Source organism: Methanofollis ethanolicus (assembly GCF_001571385.1).
In the GTDB taxonomy this organism is placed as follows: Archaea; Halobacteriota; Methanomicrobia; order Methanomicrobiales; family Methanofollaceae; genus Methanofollis; species Methanofollis ethanolicus.
Window position 1 is genome coordinate 540,330 of the sequence record NZ_BCNW01000001.1, and the last position, 19,801, is coordinate 560,130.

19 protein-coding genes are annotated in these 19,801 nt (G+C 61.3%); 10 read left to right on the forward strand and 9 right to left on the reverse strand.

Going from position 1 to position 19,801, the window contains the following annotated elements; all coding sequences use genetic code 11:
• Positions 1–909 precede the first annotated feature (909 nt).
• Positions 910–1,338 (reverse strand): winged helix-turn-helix transcriptional regulator, encoded by a 429-nt coding sequence (locus MEFOE_RS02800; RefSeq protein WP_235809548.1) that lies wholly within the window; start codon positions 1,336–1,338, stop codon positions 910–912.
• 184 nt (positions 1,339–1,522) lie between these two features.
• Here MEFOE_RS02800 and MEFOE_RS02805 point away from each other — a divergent pair, with 184 nt between their 5' ends.
• The 4 genes from MEFOE_RS02805 (at position 1,523) to MEFOE_RS02820 (ending at position 4,561) form a co-directional block, all read left to right on the forward strand.
• Positions 1,523–2,146, forward strand: coding sequence for a DUF2115 domain-containing protein (locus MEFOE_RS02805; RefSeq protein ID WP_067047940.1), 624 nt, complete (start codon positions 1,523–1,525; stop codon positions 2,144–2,146).
• A gap of 299 nt (positions 2,147–2,445) precedes the next feature.
• A complete protein-coding gene (locus tag MEFOE_RS14745) occupies positions 2,446–2,799 on the forward strand; it encodes a DUF2115 family protein (protein WP_160329476.1) in 354 nt (117 codons plus the stop codon).
• A 281-nt stretch (positions 2,800–3,080) separates the two neighbouring features.
• On the forward strand, positions 3,081–3,935 hold the full coding sequence (locus MEFOE_RS02815) for a hypothetical protein (RefSeq protein WP_067047955.1): 855 nt from the start codon (positions 3,081–3,083) through the stop codon (positions 3,933–3,935).
• Positions 3,936–4,129: 194 nt separating this feature from the next.
• Complete coding sequence (locus MEFOE_RS02820; RefSeq protein WP_067047964.1) at positions 4,130–4,561, forward strand: pyridoxamine 5'-phosphate oxidase family protein; 432 nt, start codon at positions 4,130–4,132, stop codon at positions 4,559–4,561.
• Between the two features lie 179 nt (positions 4,562–4,740).
• Here MEFOE_RS02820 and MEFOE_RS02825 read toward each other — a convergent pair whose 3' ends face one another.
• The 8 genes from MEFOE_RS02825 to MEFOE_RS02860 form a co-directional block, all read right to left on the reverse strand.
• The gene (locus MEFOE_RS02825; protein ID WP_067047971.1) at positions 4,741–5,826 is read right to left on the reverse strand and encodes an ABC transporter permease; all 1,086 of its coding nucleotides are present in this window, start codon (positions 5,824–5,826) and stop codon (positions 4,741–4,743) included.
• On the reverse strand, positions 5,823–6,821 hold the full coding sequence (locus MEFOE_RS02830) for an ABC transporter ATP-binding protein (RefSeq protein WP_067047973.1): 999 nt from the start codon (positions 6,819–6,821) through the stop codon (positions 5,823–5,825). Before MEFOE_RS02830 ends, MEFOE_RS02825 begins: the two co-directional genes overlap by 4 nt.
• 150 nt (positions 6,822–6,971) lie before the next feature.
• Positions 6,972–7,793, reverse strand: a complete 822-nt coding sequence (gene dapF, locus MEFOE_RS02835; protein WP_067047974.1) for a diaminopimelate epimerase — start codon at positions 7,791–7,793, stop codon at positions 6,972–6,974.
• 341 nt (positions 7,794–8,134) lie between these two features.
• Entirely contained in the window at positions 8,135–8,653 is a 519-nt protein-coding gene (locus MEFOE_RS02840) for a hypothetical protein (protein ID WP_067047975.1), read from the reverse strand.
• Positions 8,654–8,773: 120 nt separating this feature from the next.
• The gene (locus tag MEFOE_RS02845) at positions 8,774–10,021 is read right to left on the reverse strand and encodes a condensation protein (RefSeq protein ID WP_067047976.1); all 1,248 of its coding nucleotides are present in this window, start codon (positions 10,019–10,021) and stop codon (positions 8,774–8,776) included.
• Positions 10,022–10,092: 71 nt separating this feature from the next.
• Positions 10,093–10,638 (reverse strand): YIP1 family protein, encoded by a 546-nt coding sequence (locus MEFOE_RS02850; protein WP_067047977.1) that lies wholly within the window; start codon positions 10,636–10,638, stop codon positions 10,093–10,095.
• A gap of 414 nt (positions 10,639–11,052) precedes the next feature.
• Complete coding sequence (locus MEFOE_RS02855) at positions 11,053–12,252, reverse strand: RuBisCO large subunit C-terminal-like domain-containing protein (protein WP_067047979.1); 1,200 nt, start codon at positions 12,250–12,252, stop codon at positions 11,053–11,055.
• 401 nt (positions 12,253–12,653) lie between these two features.
• A complete protein-coding gene (locus MEFOE_RS02860) occupies positions 12,654–13,592 on the reverse strand; it encodes a ribose 1,5-bisphosphate isomerase (RefSeq protein ID WP_067047982.1) in 939 nt (312 codons plus the stop codon).
• A gap of 54 nt (positions 13,593–13,646) precedes the next feature.
• On the opposite strand from MEFOE_RS02860, the gene MEFOE_RS02865 reads away from it, so the two are divergent.
• The 6 genes from MEFOE_RS02865 to MEFOE_RS02890 are packed head-to-tail and all read left to right on the forward strand — an operon-like array spanning position 13,647 to position 19,801.
• Entirely contained in the window at positions 13,647–14,474 is an 828-nt protein-coding gene (locus MEFOE_RS02865) for an HAD family hydrolase (protein ID WP_067047983.1), read from the forward strand.
• Positions 14,475–14,528: 54 nt separating this feature from the next.
• On the forward strand, positions 14,529–16,139 hold the full coding sequence (gene atwA / locus MEFOE_RS02870; RefSeq protein WP_067047985.1) for a methyl coenzyme M reductase system, component A2: 1,611 nt from the start codon (positions 14,529–14,531) through the stop codon (positions 16,137–16,139).
• 8 nt (positions 16,140–16,147) lie between these two features.
• Positions 16,148–17,677, forward strand: coding sequence for a methyl-coenzyme M reductase-associated protein Mmp3 (gene mmp3 / locus MEFOE_RS02875; protein ID WP_067047987.1), 1,530 nt, complete (start codon positions 16,148–16,150; stop codon positions 17,675–17,677).
• The gene (locus tag MEFOE_RS02880) at positions 17,670–18,110 is read left to right on the forward strand and encodes a methanogenesis marker 6 protein (RefSeq protein ID WP_067047989.1); all 441 of its coding nucleotides are present in this window, start codon (positions 17,670–17,672) and stop codon (positions 18,108–18,110) included. The genes mmp3 and MEFOE_RS02880 overlap by 8 nt, the downstream gene beginning before the upstream one ends.
• A 3-nt stretch (positions 18,111–18,113) precedes the next feature.
• On the forward strand, positions 18,114–18,566 hold the full coding sequence (locus MEFOE_RS02885) for a methanogenesis marker 5 protein (RefSeq protein WP_067047990.1): 453 nt from the start codon (positions 18,114–18,116) through the stop codon (positions 18,564–18,566).
• Complete coding sequence (locus tag MEFOE_RS02890) at positions 18,563–19,801, forward strand: methanogenesis marker 15 protein (protein ID WP_067047991.1); 1,239 nt, start codon at positions 18,563–18,565, stop codon at positions 19,799–19,801. The genes MEFOE_RS02885 and MEFOE_RS02890 overlap by 4 nt, the downstream gene beginning before the upstream one ends.

Sequence of the window (19,801 nt, forward strand, 5' to 3'; positions counted from 1 at the left end):
TCGCGAACAGCCCGACAAGTCCCGCGGTGAGCGGTGAGCGCCGACGCGATGTAGATGTCGGCGCCCACGATCGACCCGACGATGATGTTGGTCAGGTCGAACTCTGTCAGTGCCCGCTGCAGTCCCGTCCCCCTCGCCCCCCGGAGGAGATATGGGAGACCTGACATAATCGTTGCGCTGTCGGTCCACCCACCCCCTCACTCCGGCGTCCGGCGGTAGGTCGTGATCCCGAGGGCGGTGGCGAACCCCCAAGATGATGGAGATCGCCGACAGGTCCATGCCGATGAGGTCTGCCTGTTCCCGGTGTCTCACAAAATTTTCCCCTCTTGATCCGGTGCACGCCCTTTCACCGGTTTCACCCACTTTCGACACCTTTCGACCGCGTCGAAAATGTTTTCCGGTTCATTCGTATCTCAAATCATGATTTCACATCCTTTCCAGAGATTTGAAAAATCGTTTTCACCACCCCGGGGATCACAGCCACACACATCCTTCACCCTCACCGTCGCCCCCCTTCTGTGCTCCCTCTTTCTGGTGAAAATATGTATATATACGCGTATATTGATCCTTAGATCTCCGTGTAAATTCCAATCTGCCGTCGTCACGCTCCCGCCGGATCTTTTCGACGAGTGGTGAAAACCTGTCGAAAACAGTCGAAAAAGTGAAAATCAAGAGAGAACTCGCCGGTCGGGAAACGCCGTCCCCGTTCAGGTCTGGAGGGAGAGGTTCTCTTCGGATCACTCTTGTGAATTATCCCGGACGCCCTCGGCCCCTGGTGGAGCGGCAGAGACTTCGACACCGGCGTCAGGCGTTCGGGCATGACCGCCCCGCTGTAACGGACGATCCGCAACCTGATCGATGAACCGGGCGCCGACCCCGCGATCGATTACGTGATCGTGGAGAAGGGGTTCAGTCCGTACCCTCGTGCACCCTCCCGGGATAGAGATCTTCAAGAGTGCGCGGCCGATGGTCCTCGAAGATTTCATCAGCGTACCATTTTGCACCGAAAGCGAGGATACTCATGAGGATCGGGATTGTATCCTTTCCTTTCTCAGTAAGCATCCACTCGACAACCCTGGGGCTTTCACGGATTATCGATGCATGAATAAGGCCCGCTTCTTCAAGTTCCCTCAGCCGCAGTGTGAGGACCCGCGGCGTTAGACCCGGGAGGGATCGCCGGATCCGGTTGAACCTGTTGATGTTCAGGAGTGCGATGTCCCGGAGGATGAGAAGCGTCCATTTCTTTCCGAGGATATTGACTGCGATATGAATGGGACAGATCTTAAATTCAGTCGTCGGAACCAGGGGCTGTTCACCTGTTAACCGGGATCTTGGCATGGTATACATTTCGTCTCTGTCTGGTTAAAGTGGTATTATTTGTATACTGAATATGGATGCTGTCGATCATTTTCAGGGTGCTGTCCCCCGCCTCTCCAGAATCTCTGTACCTCGAATGTGGTGCGACAATACCTGTTCCTGTTGAGCGTTTCCTCCTGGAAATCCAGAATCTTTGAGGTTGACCATGCCGATCGAGAGTACGGCGATATCCCCGGACCGTGCCGTGGAGGACGAAGCAGATGCGATCGATCAGACTGCCCGCCGAATGGCTGCTGCTGTTACCACAGGAGAACTGGGACTGATTCTTGCCGACGAAATCAGCAGGTACTCCCTCCCTGATCTCCAGACCATCGGGGGCAGGATGTACGCGGAGATGATCCGGCTGCCCCGCCCCTACCGCGACCAGCTTCACCCGTATATGACCGAGCAGTTATTCGGCGCCCACCATAGGCTTCTCGTGATGTATCGTTCAGGTAGATTCCGGTCCATGACTGAACCTATCACAGATAGAGAAACGTTTCTCCGATTCTGTGAGATGATCCCGGACGGGAGTTTCCGGGGGGATGAAGATACGGAAAGGACGCCATTCCGTTACTCGCCGCGGCATCGGCTCTTCTATTACCTGGTGTCGGCCTTCACGATCTTTGTGCTCGACCGTCCGGGCCACCCGGTGGGGACACCATTTCCGGGAGGGTTCAAGGTCGAGGAACACGACGGTGCATTCTACTGCCTTATCCGTGACCATGAAAAAGAAGTTCCGTTTTCGATCTGTAACTTCTGCCCGGCTCATCAGAGAGCAGGAGTGTGATTCTGTGGAGCACCGGAGTGTCACCGCCAGGACAATAAAAGATAACGGCACTGTCCCGGGACCGGGGTTGCAGTTGAAGCATGGTGAGGAAACCGCATGAATCCGTCATCTGGTGTCGAAGATCATCCTTCTGCACGTTTTCTTGTGCAAAGGGGAGAAGTCGTCTCTTATGCCCGGGGGTGTGTACTCTGAACGCCTCCGATCTATTGTCCCGCCTCCGCCGCGATCTGGAGGGTTTATCTGATTACACATCCCGAATTGAGCAGGAACGGCAGGCCCGGACAGAAGACCCTCCCGGCATGCTCACCCGTCTCGGGGACTACAATTACGCCACGTACACCGAAATCTGCCATCGTGACGGCGTTTCCCCGGATTTTAAGATCGATTCCGCGATCGTGGAATCGTTCGAGCGCACGCTGAACCAGTATCTTGATACATACGCTCCCGGAAAAACAGATCTGAAACGCTACGTGTTGAGCATTTCTCTGTATCTGACTTTTATCGTAAAGAGACCTCTTCATCCACCGGGAACGCCATTTTTTGGGGACCTCCATGTCATACAGAAGGGGGAGTCGTACTATTGCAGTGGAAAGAAACGGTTCATTCGCGATCCTTCTTCGCTCTGCCGTTACTGTGTCTGCAAATCGCTATGATCCCGGGACGGTGGAAAAACAATTTTTTATTGGTTCTTTTACTGGCAAATCCGATATTTATGCAGGGTTATCCCCAATCAAAATTTCATGGCCGATCTTTTAATCGTTGAAATCTTGAAGCCGTGTTTGAAAAAGATTGTATCTTAAAAATAGGTCTTTTATCACGCACAATTTTCTGCGGTACTCTTCAATGCCAACATTTCACGAATCCCATATCAAAATCCTTATCCATCAGAATATCGCACGTTTTTGTGTCTTTTTAGATAACGAGGCCTTTTAAAATGGATATGAAAATAAATCCTCTGGTTCTGGTATTTTTTTCTGTCATCGCGGTTGTTGTAACGGGAGGGTGCACCGATTCATCTCCCGACATACGTGACACGCACCTGGAAATACTCGATGTTGGTGCTGAAAATCAAAGCATTTCTTCCCTTGACACGTACATGACCGTCAAGAACACCGGACCTACCACGGCACATAACATTGTCGTTGCTGTGATAATTCTGCCAGAATCTGATGTCTCTTCTATCCTGGAGAGTACTGAGATTTTAAAGATTGTGGCGCGGAATGACTCTCAGAATGAGGATTTAATGCTGGACCGGGATTTTGTCGATGCGTTAGGGCCTGGAGAAACCATTAAGATTCATCTTTCTGTGAATCCCGATGACCTATCTGATGGGTGGGACGTTTTGAGGGTTGCTTTTGCGGATAACGCCGAAGTGGTGTACTCCGAACCAGAGCCATCTTCGTCTCCAGGAGTTCTGCAGGGTAGTACGCCGTCTACAACGACACCCACCACACCGTCTACAACGACACCCACCGCTACTTCCGCACCTTTGCAGGAACCTGCGTACGCGATAGGGGATGTGATCTCTTATGAGCAGGATTCAAACGTTGCAGAGGTAATTCTGGACTATGACGCTCACGATGATGTGTATAAAACGGATGTGATCTTCAAATGGGACGAATATGATACCGGTGAATATGGGTGGTATCCGTACAGTGCTCCGGCGGGTACGTGGGGGTATCGCTTAGAAAGCAACGATTCGAGTTGGACTGATCGTACGTGTATGGAAAAATCCTATCCCTATGTTCTCGGACATGCCGATCAGATCGCTCTCAGAGAGGACTATTGATTGACACCATACTATTTCTGAAAATAGATCGAAAATATCCGTTGATACACTCTCCCCTCCTTTTTCGTGCGCACGCTCTGCCTGCTTTCTTTTGACCCTGTCCTGGAGTTAATCTGAGATGATCTCAACCGGCAGAGATAATATCTGCAAACATTTTTTGCCGGCCCCTCCGTATGGCTGTACGAGGGAGAAGAATGGACTTTTCCGACTGCGTGAAATTTGCAAACGAAAATCCGGTGACGTATATTGCGACCATGGACGGCGACCAGCCCAGGGTCCGGGCGTTTGCCATGTGGTTTGCCGATGAGAGCGGGTTTTACTATCACACCGGCACGCCGAAAAAGATCTGGCAGCAACTTATGACGAACCCGAAGATCGAACTCTGCTTCTATGCTCCCGCCGAGGGTGCGGGAACGATGATGCGGGTCGCAGGAGAGGCCGAGTTCCTCGAAGATGCGGCCCTGAAAGGGCGGCTCGTCAGAGAGCGCCCGTGGCTTCTCCAGATCGGCATCTCGGGTGCGGATGATCCCAGGCTTGCCGTCTTCCGCGTCGCCCACGGCGATGCATATCTCTGGACGATGGAGTACAACATGCGGGAGGCCGAGGCGCCCCGCGTCAGATTCTAACGCTCTGTAGGTATGGGGATCTCTCCCCATCCCCCCGGACCGGGCGTATCGGGATGTGAGGAGCCCGCCCCAGATCAGGTGCGGGCCGGATACCATTCATCCCCCGGTGCGACCCCTGCCAACCGTTCGACGGCATCCTCTGCGTCCTGACCCGGCACCCGCAGACGCAGGCATTCCCCTCACTCCAGCGTCCGGCGGTAGGTCGTGATCCCGAGGGCGATGGCGATCCCGGAGAAGACGATGAGCGCCAGCAGGTCCATGCCGATGAGGTTCACCCGCCCCCGCAGGATCAGGCTCCGCAGGGCGTGGATCGCATAGTACTCAGGATTGATCACGGCAATCCAGCGGAGCCAGGACGGCATGCCGAGCACCGGGTAGAACGCCCCGCTGGTCATGAACAGGATGAGGTTCAGGAAGGCCACGACCGAGGCGTACTCCTGCTGGGATGAGAACCGCGAACTGAACGAGACCACCAGGCTCGTGATCCCGATGCTGATGATGAAGAGGACGACCAGGACCATGAGAAAGGTCTCCATGCCGTCGACCACGACGCCAGCCACGACGATGTCGACCAGGAAGATGATGAAGCCGGCCATGAACGCCTTGACCGTCCCGCTCGCGATGATCCCGAGAATGATGCTCGAACGCTTCACCGGCGTGACCAGATAGCCCTCGATGATCCCGTTCTCCCTGTCGCGGATCAGGCCGATCCCCCCGCCCATCATCGTGGTCATGAAGATGGCCATGACGATGACCCCGACCCCGAAGAACTGGATATACTTGATGTCGCCGTAGATCTTCGAGACCAGCAACGGGTTGTTCGCCCCTGACTGCGCTATAACGCTGCTCACCCCCGACTGGATCAGGTCGGGGATCATATACTCGGAACTGTCGAGATAGAGGCGGACTGGGCGGTCGGTCGCGACCCCTGAGGGGAAGATCGCCACGGCCATAACCTTCCCATCGTCAAAAGCCGCTTTTGCCGTCTCTTCCCCGGAAAAGACCGTGACGTCGAAGATCGGCGGGTTGTCCCCGCTGTGGAAGTGGCCGAGGCCGTCGACGGCCGAGAGATAGAGGGGCGTCTCGTTCTCGAAGGGCACCTCCTGCGCCACCCCGATGGGGATGTGGGTGATCGTCCCGCCCATGGCGTTCCCGAAGATGATCAGGTACATGATGGGCATGAAGAGGGTCATCACGATGATGGCCGGGTTCCCCAGGAACTTCTTGAAGTCCCGCCTGAAGATCGCGACGGCTCCCCGCATCATGGACGACCCCTCCCCCCGTCCAGCCGCGTTCCGGTGAGGTAGATGAAGACGTCCTCGATCGAGGGGGAGCGGATGGCGATCGAGGTCATGGGGAGGTCGTGCTTCTCGAACACCTCGACGATGGAGGGCAGGACGCGGCTCCCGTTCTCGGCCGAGATGATGAGCGTGTGCTCCCTCGCCTCCACCGAGGTGAGGCGACTGTCCCCCCGCAGATCCGCGAGTGTCTCCTCGTCCACCGTATCGACCCCGATCTCGATGACGTCCCCTGAGGGAAGGGAATGTTTGAGGTTCTCAGTGGTGTCGAGGCTGAGGAGACGCCCCCTGTCCACGAAGGCGATGCGGTCGCAGAGTTTCTCCGCCTCGTCCATGTAGTGCGTGGTCAGGATGATCGTCGTCTCCTCCCTGTTCAGGGCCGTCACCTGCCGCCAGACCTCCCGCCTGGACTCAGGGTCGAGGCCGATCGTCGGTTCGTCCAGGAAGAGGATGAGGGGTCTGTGGATGAAAGCCCGCACGATCTCCAGTTTTCGCCTCATCCCACCGGAGAACGTCTGCACCGGCACGTGGGCGCGGTCGGCGAGGTCGGCCATGTCGAGGAGTTCCCTGATCCTGTCGTCGAGAATGCAGGGATCGACCTCCTGCAGATTGCCGTGGAAGTCCAGGTTGTCGTAGGCGGTGAGTTCAAGGTCGAGCGTGCTGGTCTGGGGGCAGACCCCGATCATCCGGCGGATCTCCTCTTGCTGGCGGGCGACGTCGTAGGGGCCGATGAACACCTTCCCCGAGCTGGGCCGGAGGAGGGTGGTGAGGATGCGGATGATCGTGCTTTTTCCGGCCCCGTTCGGGCCGAGAAGGCCGAAGATCTCTCCCTTATGCACCTCGAAGGAGACGTCGTCCACCGCCTTCACCGTGCGGCTCCCGTCCCTGAAGACCTTGGAGAGGTGCTCGATCCTGATGATGCTCTCCGGACCGGCTGTGCGGTCGCTCTTCGTCCCGGCCATGCGGATCACCGTCTCGGCGTTTGTCTGACGACGGTCCGTATGCTCGCCGAGGAATATAAGATCGATCTGGTCGGGCGCTGCACCGACCCGCCTGCAGGCGTCGAAAGATCCGGGAAGACGTGTCGCGTTTCAAAAAAGAGGAGGGCTATCTCACCCCTCGATGACGCCGGTAAACACCGTCACCGCGGGGCCCTGCATCGTCGTCGTCTCCCCGCACTCGATGACGAGGGGGCCGCCGTTCGTCTCGACATGCACTTCCGAACCGACGCGGCCGAGACGGTGGGCGACGACCGCCGACGCCGTGGCGCCTGTGCCGCAGGACTCGGTCTCGCCCTCGACGCCCCGCTCGAAGGTGCGGACCCTGATCCCGTCCTCGCCCGTCACCTGCACGAAGTTCACGTTCGCCCCCTTCGGGAAGGAGGGGTGGTGGCGGATGCGGGGTGCGGCGGCCAGGACGTCGACGGCGGCGACGTCGTCGACGAAGATCACGGCGTGGGGGACGCCGGTGTTCGCCGCGTAGACGGTGAAGCCGTCGATCTCCTCCTCATACTCCCCCTCGCCGGTCGCCGGGATCGCGGAGCGCTCGAAGGCCGGGTCGACCATCCGGATCGTCGCCCAGAACTCGCCGTCGTCGTCATAGTCCATCTCGACCGGCATGACGCCCGCGAGGGTCTCGACCGTGCAGGTACCGGCGGCGAGGCCCGCGTCGAGGGCGTACTTCGCCAGACACCTGATGCCGTTCCCGCACATCTCGGCCTCGCTCTCGTCCGGCTGGAAGAGCCGCATCTTCACGTCCGCCCTTTCCGATGGAGAGATGAAGAGCACGCCGTCCGCGCCGATGCCGAAGCGGCGGTCGCAGTACAGGGCGGCAAAACCCCCCTTCATCTCGTCGGGGATGACCGTGCCCTCCATCTCGTCGATCAGGACGAAGTCGTTGCCATTGCCGTGCAGTTTGGTGAACCGGATCTCCATACCTCTATGTTTTCCCTGTCCACGCTATATCACTTCGCTGGTTAGTCTGCTCGAAGGGAACAAAAGAGCGGAGACGATGGTGCGGGTGCTCGGGACACCCGCGTGATGGGTATGCAGGATTGGGGAGGACGGCAATTGGGTGTTCCATCCCCCCACCTGGCAATGGGTGAAGTCCTGCAGAGCCTCTTTCAGAGACCCGTGATGGGAAATGGTGCCTTCTTTGAATAATATCATTTCTGTGCAGATCGTCTATCTGTCATTGCCGGTCAGGTATTCCTGTCGGCGGCGATCTCTCTCTGGCCGCAAGGAACTTTTTGTGTGCGTGGTCCTGTCCCGGAACGTCATGCCTCCTTCCCTTTCATCCAGGGCGGTGACATCATCTCTTCAGTCGCCGTCCTGTTTGCGAAGGGAGTGCGGGCGAAGATCACCGGCGTGCTCTTCACCCCCACCCCTCTCCCGTGGCGTTCGATGACCTGGTAGATCGTGTCCGTGGTCGCGTGGTTGGTCGGGGTTTTTCCGTCCAGAAAAATCTGGATGCAGCCCGGGTAGGTGATGCCGTAAGAGTAGACCGGGCCTTTGGGGTAGAGGTACGGCTCAAGTTCCGGCCCGGCCGCCTGGAGGACGGCGAGAAGGTCCTGCCCCTCACCAACCCTCCCGTAGGCGGCGCAGATATCGCACGCGAGGAACCTCTCCAGGTCGGCGTCGCCGATGTCGGGGATCACCTCTCTGATCGCCGCCCCGGCCTCTCCCCCCTCCCGGCCGGAGTTCAGGTCGGCATAGATCGATGCAGCGCCGATGGATACCAGTATCACGGCGAGCGCCGCGACAAGAAATGCCGGTGCCTTTGATGACGGGTCCATATTTCTCCTGTGTATCTCTAGAATGCCCGCGGCGCTATATACCGTTTCCGCGGGAGGCGGACGATCCGGAGGGGGAGATATGGGGCGGCCGCGGGGTTAGATCTCCCTTCCGGTTTCCGGTCAGGGGAGATATTCCACCACAAAATCGAGGAACTCTTCGACGGTCTCCCGCGAGTACGGCCCTTCCTCGTAGGCCGAGACGATCGTCATGGACTCGCGGAAGGTGGAGAGGGACATGAGAAACCCGTACGGCCAGCAGACGCAGGGAAGGATGCAGGCACGGCGGAGGTCGAGGGGTCTCCCGTCCCTCCCTTCGAGGGGGAGGACGATCCCCTCGTCGAGCACCCCGATATTGGAGAAGACCGGGTTCTTGAGGCCTGCCTCCCCGTACCTCTGTATCATGCCGTCGAAGAACCCGTCGACCGCTGGGACGCCGCCCGCGTAGATCTCGTCGTAGAAGAGGATGCAGCCGAGGCCAAGGCCGTTCGCCTTGCGCCGTCTCGTCGCCGCGGTGACCTGGTCGATGACGTCTTCCAGGCCCGCCCCCTCGCCTGCGGTGAGGGTGATGTCGTAGGCGACGGAGAGGTTCATGGGCGGGACAGGGCGGTCGAGGTGGCGGCGGAGGTCTGCCGAAGTGAGAATGGAGCGGGGTGCGCCGCGGTCGGCGGGGTCGTCCCTGCTCTTCAGGACCGCGAGGAAGAAGGCGGCGATCATGATGTCGTTCACGGTCGCGCCGTGTTTCCTGCCGAACTCCTTCGCCCGCCGGAGGTAGTCGGGAGGGAGAGTCCTGTATGCGACGCGGGGCGTTCCCCGTCCCTCTCTCTCGACGGGGAAGCGCCACCTGTCGACGAAGGTTTCCTCCTCCTCACGCGCCCGTTCGATCTCCGCTGCGGAGAAGCGTGCGAGGACCTGGTCTGTCCCCCGGTCGTACCACCCGACGGGTGCCGGTGCGGTCCCCCTGTAGGTCGCGAAGAGGTCTCGCGCCAGGTCCACCAGGCCGCGGGCGTCGGAAAAACCGTGGTGGCAGGTGACGACGACGCGGTCGCCGCCGTCCTCCCGCAGCAGACTCACCCGCACCTGCGGCCCCGTGCGGACGTCGAGGGGTGCGGGCGGCATCTCTGTTCCTCGCGGGAGGACGACGAAGGCCTGATCACTCTTCGCGGTCTCTTCCCAGCAGGGCATGCCGTCCCGGTCCGTGAACCGGCACCCGAGATAGGGGTTCGCGGCGACGAGGCGGAGCGTTGCCTCCTTCAGCCTCTCTTCGTCGACCTCGCCGTCGAACGCGAAGAGGAGGTGCATTGTCGGGTCGTAGATGCGCTCGAAATAGACGTTGAAGAGGTCGAAGGGAGGGGCGGGGTGGAGGGTCATAGTAGATGGTGCTCTCTTGAGGGGGATATGTGCTTTGGCAGGAGGGAAATCGTCACAATGTCGTCCCTCGTTTATAGAACCCACCTGGCGCAGAGTGCGAGGAGGGCCGCGCCTGTTGCGAGGGCGACGAATGCGGCCCTGTCCCGCGACTTTTCATGGAAGACGCGTGTGCCGACGTAGGTGATCAGGCTGAAGCAGGCGAGGAGGAGCAGGCCCGCGTGCGGGACGGCAGCGACCGCCCACCCGAAGAGGATGACGGGCACGAGGGCATAGACCACCGACTTCATCGTCCTCTCGAACCCCCGGTTCTCGTCGACGAAGAGGAGGAAAAAATGCTCGACGAGGCTGACGACCAGGAGGATGACCGCCCCGTTTATCAGACTCCACGCCAGCTGGACGACGGTGGCAAGGGCGATGCCGACGACGTAGGGCAGGCCCATGACGGAGTACTCCGTCCCCGGTTCCGACCCGAGAAAGTACATCGGCAGCAGGAAGAGGACCGACGTGGCGAGGACCAGGGTGAAGTAGACCCGGAGGTCTTCCTTCAGTGACGTCTCTTTCAGGTGCTCGAAGAGATGGCGGGGGTCGGTGAGTATGAGTGATGTGATGTCTGGCATACTTCTCCTCTTACAATGGTAGGGGGCGGCCGTGTCCCTGTCGTGCGGGGCATTCCTTCCGATCGTAGGAATGGGGATAGTACCACCTGAGTTGTCTGAGGGCCGGTAAAACCGATCTTCAAACGCTTGAATGTCTTCGTTCTTTTATATCCCTGTTCTGATTGAATCATCTATTTTCGCGTCGGCCTGCGCCTGCATGGTCTCTTGCCTCCTTCGCCCTTCACTCCCCTGATGCCGCTCGATCATTTTTCCGGGTCAGGAAAGTCCAGACGAGCAGGGCCGCCGCCGTTCCTCCTCTGACGATCTCGAGCGAAGGGCACCGGTTTTTATCTTTCGGGTTATTATTGTGCTCTTTATTCCTATGAGATCCTGTAAAAGGGGTCTGCCCTCACAAAAAAAGAAAAAATCTGATCCTTACCTGTTCCCCCACGTCTCCAGCGCCTTCGCCAGTTCGTAGTGGTCCTTCGCGTACTCCTCCGCCGAGACGCCGGCCATGAAGGCGTCGACCGCCTGGCGCATCGCCCTCGCCCCGGCTTCGGTGCCGTCAGGGTGGCCGTGGATGCCGCCGCCGGCCTGGAGGACGATGTTCGTGCCCAGGTTCTTCAACTCAGCCGCCACCTTGCCGGGGTGGAGGCCGCCGCTCGTCACCGGGAAGGTCGGCTTCAGGCCGAAGTACGGGTCTGTCAGGGCGGCGTTGTCCCCCTTCAGTTCGGAGACGTCGTGGCTCATCTTCCCGGAGACCGTGCCCGTGTGGAGCTGGTCGCCGCCGAGCATCCGGACGATCCGTGCGATCGGCCGCATCGCGATCCCGTGCTCGGGGTTCCGCGTGATCGCACCGTGCATCGTCCGATGAACGTGGACCGGCACCTTCACCGACGACGCCTCGCCCAGGGCCTGGAGCGCGGTGAAACCGCAGGTGATCACGTCGATCATCACCATGTTCGCCCCGAGGTCGATCGCGTGCTCGGCCCTCTCCACGATCTCGTCGGCACGGGCGGAGATGTTCACCGCGTACAGGACCTGCCGTCCGGTCTCGCTCTTCGCATCGTCCAGGCGTGCCATCACCGCCTGGAGACGCTCGTCCATCGGGCAGAATGTCTGGTCTGTCAGGGTCTCGTCGTCCTTGATCAGGTCAACCCCGCCGATAGCCGCGTGGTAGGCGACCTCGGCCGTGTCCTTCGGGGTCAGGCCCACCTTCGGCTTGATGATCGTGCCGACATGGGGGCGGTCCGTCGTCCCGATCAACCGCCGCACCCCTTCCATCCCGAACTTCGGGCCCCTGAAGGGCACGAGTTCGTCCGGGAAGTCGACGTCCAGGAGGCGGACCGCCTCCAGGCGTCCGAGGCCGAAGAGGTTCCCGGCCACGACGGAGAGGTACTGCGGGATGTTCCCGGCCTCGAAGATCTCGGCCGGGTAGCGCACCCGCGTCACATACCCGCTGCCGTGCGCCTCCACCGAGAGCACCTCGCCGTCCAGACGGCGGACATACTCGGTCGTCGTCGTGATGTCGGTCCAGGTGCCGGTCGTCTCCTCTTCGACGATCGCCTGCGCCGCCGCTTCGGGCGTCGTGTCGGCCCGCGGGCGGAAATAATAGGTTGCCGTAACGTCTGTCATCTTTTCACTCCTGGTTTCTGTAGAATCGCTCATAAAACGAAGTTTCAAGCGGTTCTTTGAAAACCACTTCTTGCGTATTCATGATAATTCCTTTTCTGGAGTACCTGCGCCGGGGGACTACACCCCCGGACTTCGAAGGTCTTCGACCGTCTCGAGTTCGCTCCTCTCACACCCCGCTCAGGATTGGGGTGGGATGGAATATCCCCGTCAGGACCTCCTGTTCGTTCTTCCCCCGTTCTATCCTAATGTCGGGGGTCCGGGGGCAACGAGAAGGTCGAAGACCTTCGATGTAGTCCCCCGGTACCTCTAAGGGGAAGGCGGCGGTTTCGCGCTTCCCCTCATGGAATCGGGTGATCAATCAGCAGATCTATACTGTTCACTCCTGTTTTATCTCGTCCCTCTCAAAATGCCTTCTGGAACTCGGTAAGATCCCAGCCCAGATAGTCCCTGATGATGCAATAGGCCATCTGCGGCGGGATCGCCCCCATTTCCGTCACGATCAGGTCTACGTACTTCGCCGGCGTCACGTCGAAGGCCGGATTCCGCACCCGGACGTTGGGGAGAGACGCCGCGACCGCCGGGTCGAGCACCTCCGCTATGTCCCTCTCCTCGATCGCGATCCTCTCCCCGAGAATTGTGCGGGGTGCGAACTTGTACGTCTCCGCGGCCACCACAAGATTCGTCCGCGCCTCGTGGGCCGCGAGGGCGATCTGGGCCGTGCCGATCTTGTTCACCACCGCCCCGTTCACCGTGACCGCGTCGGCCCCGGTGACGACCAGGTCGACGTCGTTGATGAAAGACCTGACCGCCGAGTCCACGATGAAGTTCGTCTTTATCCCGGCATCGTTCAGCGTCCGGATCGTGAGGAGACCCTGGTTCCGCGGCCGCACCTCGGTGGCGAAGACCTCGATCTCCTTCCCCTCCCGGTGGGCGGCGAGGATGCAGGCGAGCGCCGCCTCCGAGTTACAGTGGGTGAGGACCACGTCGCCGTCCGCGATGTGGCGGGCGCCGATCTCCCCGATCCTCTCGACCGCGTGTTCGGATGCGAGGACGAAAGAGTCCGCCGCGTCTGTCAACCCGTCCCGCGCTTCGCGCACCGTCGTCGCCCCGTCCATCCCCCTCATCACAAACCTCACCGCGTTTGGCAGGGAGACCGCCGTCGGTCTCGTCGAGACGAGCGTCTCCGCCGCCCTCCCCATCTCCCGCCTGAAGAGGTCGATGTCGTCCGTCTCCACGCGCCCGGCACGGTCCTTCAGGGCCTCGGCCGCCGCCCTCGCGATCCGGCCCGCACCCCTGATCTCCATGGACCGGATTTTTTCTGCGGTCTGATTCAGCAACATACTTTAATGGAGTAGATGAATACTCCATCACATAAGCATTACCGGTGAGTATCCATGACCGTTGCAGTAGTATTCGACAGTGCGGGCACACTTTTGCGGAGTTACCGGACAGCGCGGGACGTCGTCACCGGCGAACTCCTCCCCGACGTCGAGACGACGGTGCTCACCTGCCTCGACCGGTCGCGGGTGCTCATCGCCCTCAACGCCCACTCGCGGGACGTCATCGCGGCGTCGCCCGACCAACTCCTCTCCGCCTATCTCTGCGACAGGAACGTCGGCTTCGGTGTCTCCTGCCTCCGCCAGGTCGTCCCGCAGGAACACCTCGCCCGCATCCTGTACCAGGACGACACCGCTCAGGTCGAGGACCTCCAGACATGCATCAGGGACGTCTGGAGGATCCTGAAGGAGGAGTCCCTCGTCGTGATGGACTCGGGCGCCATCCTCAACCTCTCCAGACCCGGCATCGAGTTCACCGTGACCGCGGGGGGCCGACCCTTCGAGGGGGCGAAGGAGACGATGGCCGACCTCCACGCGATGGGCGTCGCCACCTACATCGCCTCCGGTGACAGGGCTGCCAAACTCGAAAAGATCGCCGACCACCTGGGCATCCCGCGTGACCAGGTCCACGGCATCGCCACGCCCTCGATCAAGGCCCAGATCGTCGCCGACCTGAAAGCTTGCTACGACACCGTCGTCATGGTGGGCGACGGCATCAACGACCTCCAGGCCTTCGAGAAGGCCGATGTCGCCATCCTTTCCGAGCAACAGTCGCGGCAGAAACCGAAAAAACTCTGCGATGCGGCCGACTTCATCATCGGTAACGTGAGCGATGTCGTGCCCATTGTCAGGGACCTCTGCGGGGACGGAATTGTCTCGATATAAAGGATAATATGATCTGACCTCTACAGTACCCCTGAGGAATCAAAGGAGTAAGGTATGACCGCATTGATCACAATCGAGAACCTCTGCATGGATTTCAACGGCAAGAGGGCCCTCAACAATATCAATTTCGAGGTTGGGGAGGGTGAGATCGTCGGCATCATCGGCAGGAGCGGCGCCGGCAAGACGGTCCTCCTCCACCTGGTCCGGGGGGTCGACCAACCACCGACGAGTGGAAAGGTGGTCTACCATGTCGCCGCCTGCGACGGCTGCGACTGGGTGGACGTGCCTGGTGCCGCGGGGAAGACCTGCCCGAAGTGCGGCCATACTCTCCAGGCCGTCGACGTCGACCTCTGGAACCCGGCCGAAGAGCCGATGAAGCGCCGGGTCATGGCCAGGTCCGCGATCATGTTCCAGCGGACCTTCGCCCTGTACGGGAACGACCGTGTCATCGAGAACGTCCTCCACGCCCTCGAGGACATCGGGTACCCCTCGACGAAGGCGGTCACCCGGGCGGCCGACCTCCTGGACGAGGTCCGCCTCTCCCACAGGATGATGCACATCGCCCGCGACCTCTCTGGCGGCGAGAAGCAGCGCGTTGTCCTGGCCCGGCAACTGGCAAAGGAGCCCTGTCTCCTCTTCGCCGACGAACCGACCGGCACCCTCGACCCGGGTACTGCGACCCTGGTCCACGAGATGCTCAAGGCCGCCGCGGAGACGAACGACATGGGCATGATGGTCACCTCCCACTTCTCCCAGGTGATCGAGGACGTCGCTGACCGTGCGATCATGCTGAAGGACGGCGAGATCGACCTGATCGGTTCGCCGGAAGAGGTGATCCACCACTTCATGGAGGGCTACACCGATACCGAGGTCTACGAGAGGGCAGAACTCGGTGCAGATGTCCTCCAGGCGCGCGACGTGATCAAGAGGTACCTCTCCGTGGACAGGGGCATGGTCAAGGCGGTCGACGGCGTCTCTTTCGAGGTGAAGGAGAAGGAGATCTTCGGGATCATCGGGAAGAGCGGCGCCGGCAAGACGACTCTCTCCCGCATGATCTCCGGGATCATCGAACCGACGAGCGGCGAGATGAACATCAGGATCGGCGACGAGTGGGTGGACATGACCAAGCCCGGCATCGAGTACCGTGGCCGTGCGAAGGGCTATATCGGCCTCCTCCACCAGGAGTACGACCTCTACCCGCACCGTTCCGTCCTCGACAACCTCACCGACGCGATCGGCCTCGAGTTCCCGAAGGAACTGGCGATCAGGAAAGCGGTCATCACCCTGAAGATGGCGGGTTTCTCCGAGGAGAAGAGCCGCGAGATCCTCAACCGCAAACCGAGCGAACTCTCCGAAGGCGAGAAGCACCGGGTCGCCCTTGCGCAGGTGCTCATCAGGGAGCCGCGGCTCGTGATCCTGGACGAACCGACGGGTACGATGGACCCGATCACGAAGATCGACGTGAAGCACTCGATCATGCACGCCCGCGAGCAGATGGACGAGACCTTTATCGTCGTCTCCCATGACATGGCATTCGTGCGCGACATCTGCGACCGGATCGCCCTGATGCGGGGCGGGAAGATCATCGCCCTTGGCGAACCGAAAGAGGTCCTCGCCAGGTTGACCGACGAAGAACGCGAGATCATGGGGAAGGCCCAGGACTAGGTGGAGTCATGCACGTCCTCCTTGACGGGAAACCTGTGGAGGCCGGTGCCGGGGCGACTCTCGGCGACCTCCTCCCCGACCTGGACGGGTCGTATGTCGTGGCGGTGATCCGCCCGCAGGCGATGGAGGCGGCGCAGACCGGACATATCCGCCTTGTGACCACGGCGGGCGAGGTCGTGATCGAGACCACACCTCTCTTTTCGACGTATTTTGGCAACGAAACCATCCCCGACACTCTCACCCTCCGCTGGAGCGACCGGTACGCCGCCGCGTTCGGGCCCTTCCCCTCGGGCGTCTCGCCCGACAGGAGGCCGCACCGGTATGGCCGCGGCGACGTCGTTCTCGGGTGTGCGGGCTATGACCCGGCACGCTCCGTCCTGCTCTTCGCCCGCGCCGACCACCGCGCCGACTTCGGCGCCGGCGCGGACGGCGGGGTCGTCGGAACGATCGTCAGCGGCCGGGGCGTCATCGACCGCTGGACGGCGGGCGACGCGGTCACCGCGGTCGAGAGGGTCGTCTCCTGGGCCGACAGGTCCACGTCGTTCACGACCGCCGACCCGGCGACGCCCCTCGAAGAGGGGTGCGAGGTCGTCACCCGCGTCGAGGTGACGGCCGAGGGCTACGGCGGCGACATTGTCGGGACGAAGACTGCGAGGAGCGTCGAGCACCTCCTCCTCTCCCTGGAGGACGGGTTCTTCTCGGTCGGCAGGGCGGCCTCCACTTTCATCAGGGACGAGTCCATGGTCCCGATGGACGTCTCGATGGACCTCAAAAAGCCGCGGCGAGAGGGCGCGGTCACGGTCAGGGCGGCAGGAGGGTCCCGCGGCGGGATCTATATCTACCGCGAGGAGATCCCGAGCCACCCGGCACACACTCTCGTCGGGCATGTCGCCCACGGCATCGAGGTCGTGAAACTTGCGGAGAGCGGGCAGCGCTTCAGGGTCTCTGTCGACCCGCCCAGGTTCGACCTGGTGGGCCTCCCCCTCTCCGGGGCGCAGGCGATCGCGGAGGAGAGGGGCATCGGGGTCGAACTGAAGGGCGAGGGCGACGACCTCATCGTCGTCGGCCAGGCGCCGGGCACGACCCTCGAAGCCCTTGCGAAGGGGTCGGTCGTCCTCTCCGTCCTCCCGGCGGAGAAGGTCGTCGGCATCACTCTCGACGACGCCCACGCCCCGGCCACCTGCGACATCTTCAGGCGAGCGACCGGCCTCAAGACCCATGCGGTCGGGTCGATGCCTGTCCTCTTCACCTTCGAGGACGTCACCCTCTTCCAGCCGAAGATCAAGAAGAGCGTCAACATCCTCCCTGAGAATGTCCCGAAAGACCACGTGCCCGCGGCCTCCCTCGCGATGACGAACGAGTCGCGCCGCGGCGCCGGCATGGTCGGCGTCCGGGCGACCGACAACTCCGAGTTCGGCCCGACGTCGGAACCCTTCGAGAGCACGAACCTCATCGGCACGGTGCTCGACCTGGAGAAGGTCGCCCGCTTCAAGGAAGGGGAGACCGTCTATGTGCGGGAGGTGAAGCGCCGTGGCTGAGTATGTCCCGAAATATGTCGGCACCGTGACGAAGTACGTCTTCGTCGAGTCGCCCCTCCTCACTCCGAAGGACCTTGCTGTCAGGGCCTACGAGATCTCGGGCGGCGTCATGATCAAGGAGACCTGTTTCGGCCTCCAGGTGACAGGCACGCCCGACGAGGTCGAGGCCCTGGTGGCGAAGGTCAGGGAGTTCGACCCGTCCCACATCTTCGTGAAGGACCGGGGCTTTCCCCCCGGCGACGAACGCCGCTGCCGGGCGAACCTCGGCGGGGCGAGGCCCGGCTACCTCGGCCACGAGTTCGAGATGAAGAAGGTCCGGTACATCTCGAAGGGCCTGGAGGCGGCCGCGGCGACGGTCCCGCCCCTGCCTGAAAAACCGAAACCCCTGGACGCACGGAGACTGAAAGAAATGATGGACGCAGAGGAGCCGTAAAAAATGGCGAAGGTATTTATTTATCCGGCGACGAGCCTCATCCTCTCAGATATGGTCGCCAGGTTCGGGCACGAACCTCTCGGATCGGCGATCGGCATACGCGAACGTATCCAGACTCCGGGCTTCGAGAGCCCGCCCCTCCAGATCACCCCCGAGGAACCGAAGAAGGGGCTGAAATGGGCGGCTGTCGAGGTGCCGTCAGGGGTCAGGGGGAGGATGGCCGTGTACGGCCCCCTGATCGAGGCGGCAGAGGCCGCGGTCATCGTCAGGGACCCGGAGTTCGCCTTCGGGTGCATGGGGTGCGCCCGGACGAACGAACTGATCCTCTTCCACCTGCGGAACAAGGGTTTCCCTGTCCTCGAACTCGATTATCCCACTTCGGACAACGAGGGCGTCGCCTTCGTCGCCGCGATCAGGGAGTTCCTTGGCGGTCTTCCGAAGGAGGGATCGCCATGACTGAGAAGGTGCGGATCGCGCAACTCTCCTGCGGGCCCGAGTACTCGGGCGTCCAGAAGGAGATCAACGATGCCGCGGCGATGGTCGACGCCGAGGTCTTCTTCCCCGACATCATGCTCGACGACGTGCGGGAGGGCTTCGAGAGCTTCGGCCTCGACGTCAGGAGTCCTGACCTGAAACTTGCGATCGGGCGGGCGAAGGCCCTCGTCGACGGGAAGATCGACGCCGACGCCGTCTTCATCGCCACCTGCTTCAGGTGTGCCGAGGCGGCGATCGTGAGAAACGAACTCCGCCGGTACATCCACGAGAACTCCAGCCTCCCGGTCGTCTCGTACTCCTTCACCGAGAGGACGACCGCGGGCACCCTCCTCACCAGGATGGAGGCCCTGACCACCATCGCCCGGCGTCGCGCCCTCCTTGCCCGGGAGGAGCAGGAAGGGATCACCATGGGCATCGACTCGGGTTCGTCGACGACGAAGGCGGTGGTCATGAAGGACAACGAGATCGTCGGCACCGGGTGGCTCCCGACGACGGAGGTGCTGAAGAGCGCCGAAGGGGTTGTCGACCTCGCCCTGGCCGAGGCCGGCCTCGCCTTGAACGACATCCAGGCGATCGGGACGACCGGGTACGGTCGGTACCTCGTCGGCAAACACTTCAATGCGCAGCTCGTCCAGGAGGAACTGACCGTCAACTCGAAGGGTGCGGTCTACCTTGCCGACAGGCAGCACGGCCCCGCGACGGTCATCGACATCGGCGGCATGGACAACAAGGCGATCACGGTCCAGGACGGGATACCCGGCATGTTCACGATGGGCGGGATCTGCGCCGGGGCGAGCGGTCGGTTCCTGGAGATGACCGCGAAGCGTCTCGGCATCGACATCACCGAACTCGGCCCCCTCGCGATGAAGGGGATGGGCGATAAGGTGCCGATGAACTCGTACTGTATCGTCTTCGGGACGCAGAGCCTGGTGAACGCCCTTGCCGAGGGGAGCGCCCGCGAGGACGTCGCCGCGGCGGCCTGCCACTCGGTGGCCGAGCAGGTCTTCGAGCAGCAGCTCCAGGAGGTGGACATCAAGGAGCCGGTGATCATGGTCGGCGGCACCTCCCTGATCCAGGGGCTGGTGTACGCGATGGGCCAACTCCTCCAGACCGAGGTCGTCGTCCCGCACCATTCCCAGTATATCGGTGCGGTGGGGTGCGCCCTGCTGGCTTCGGGTTTCGTGAAGGGAGAGTAG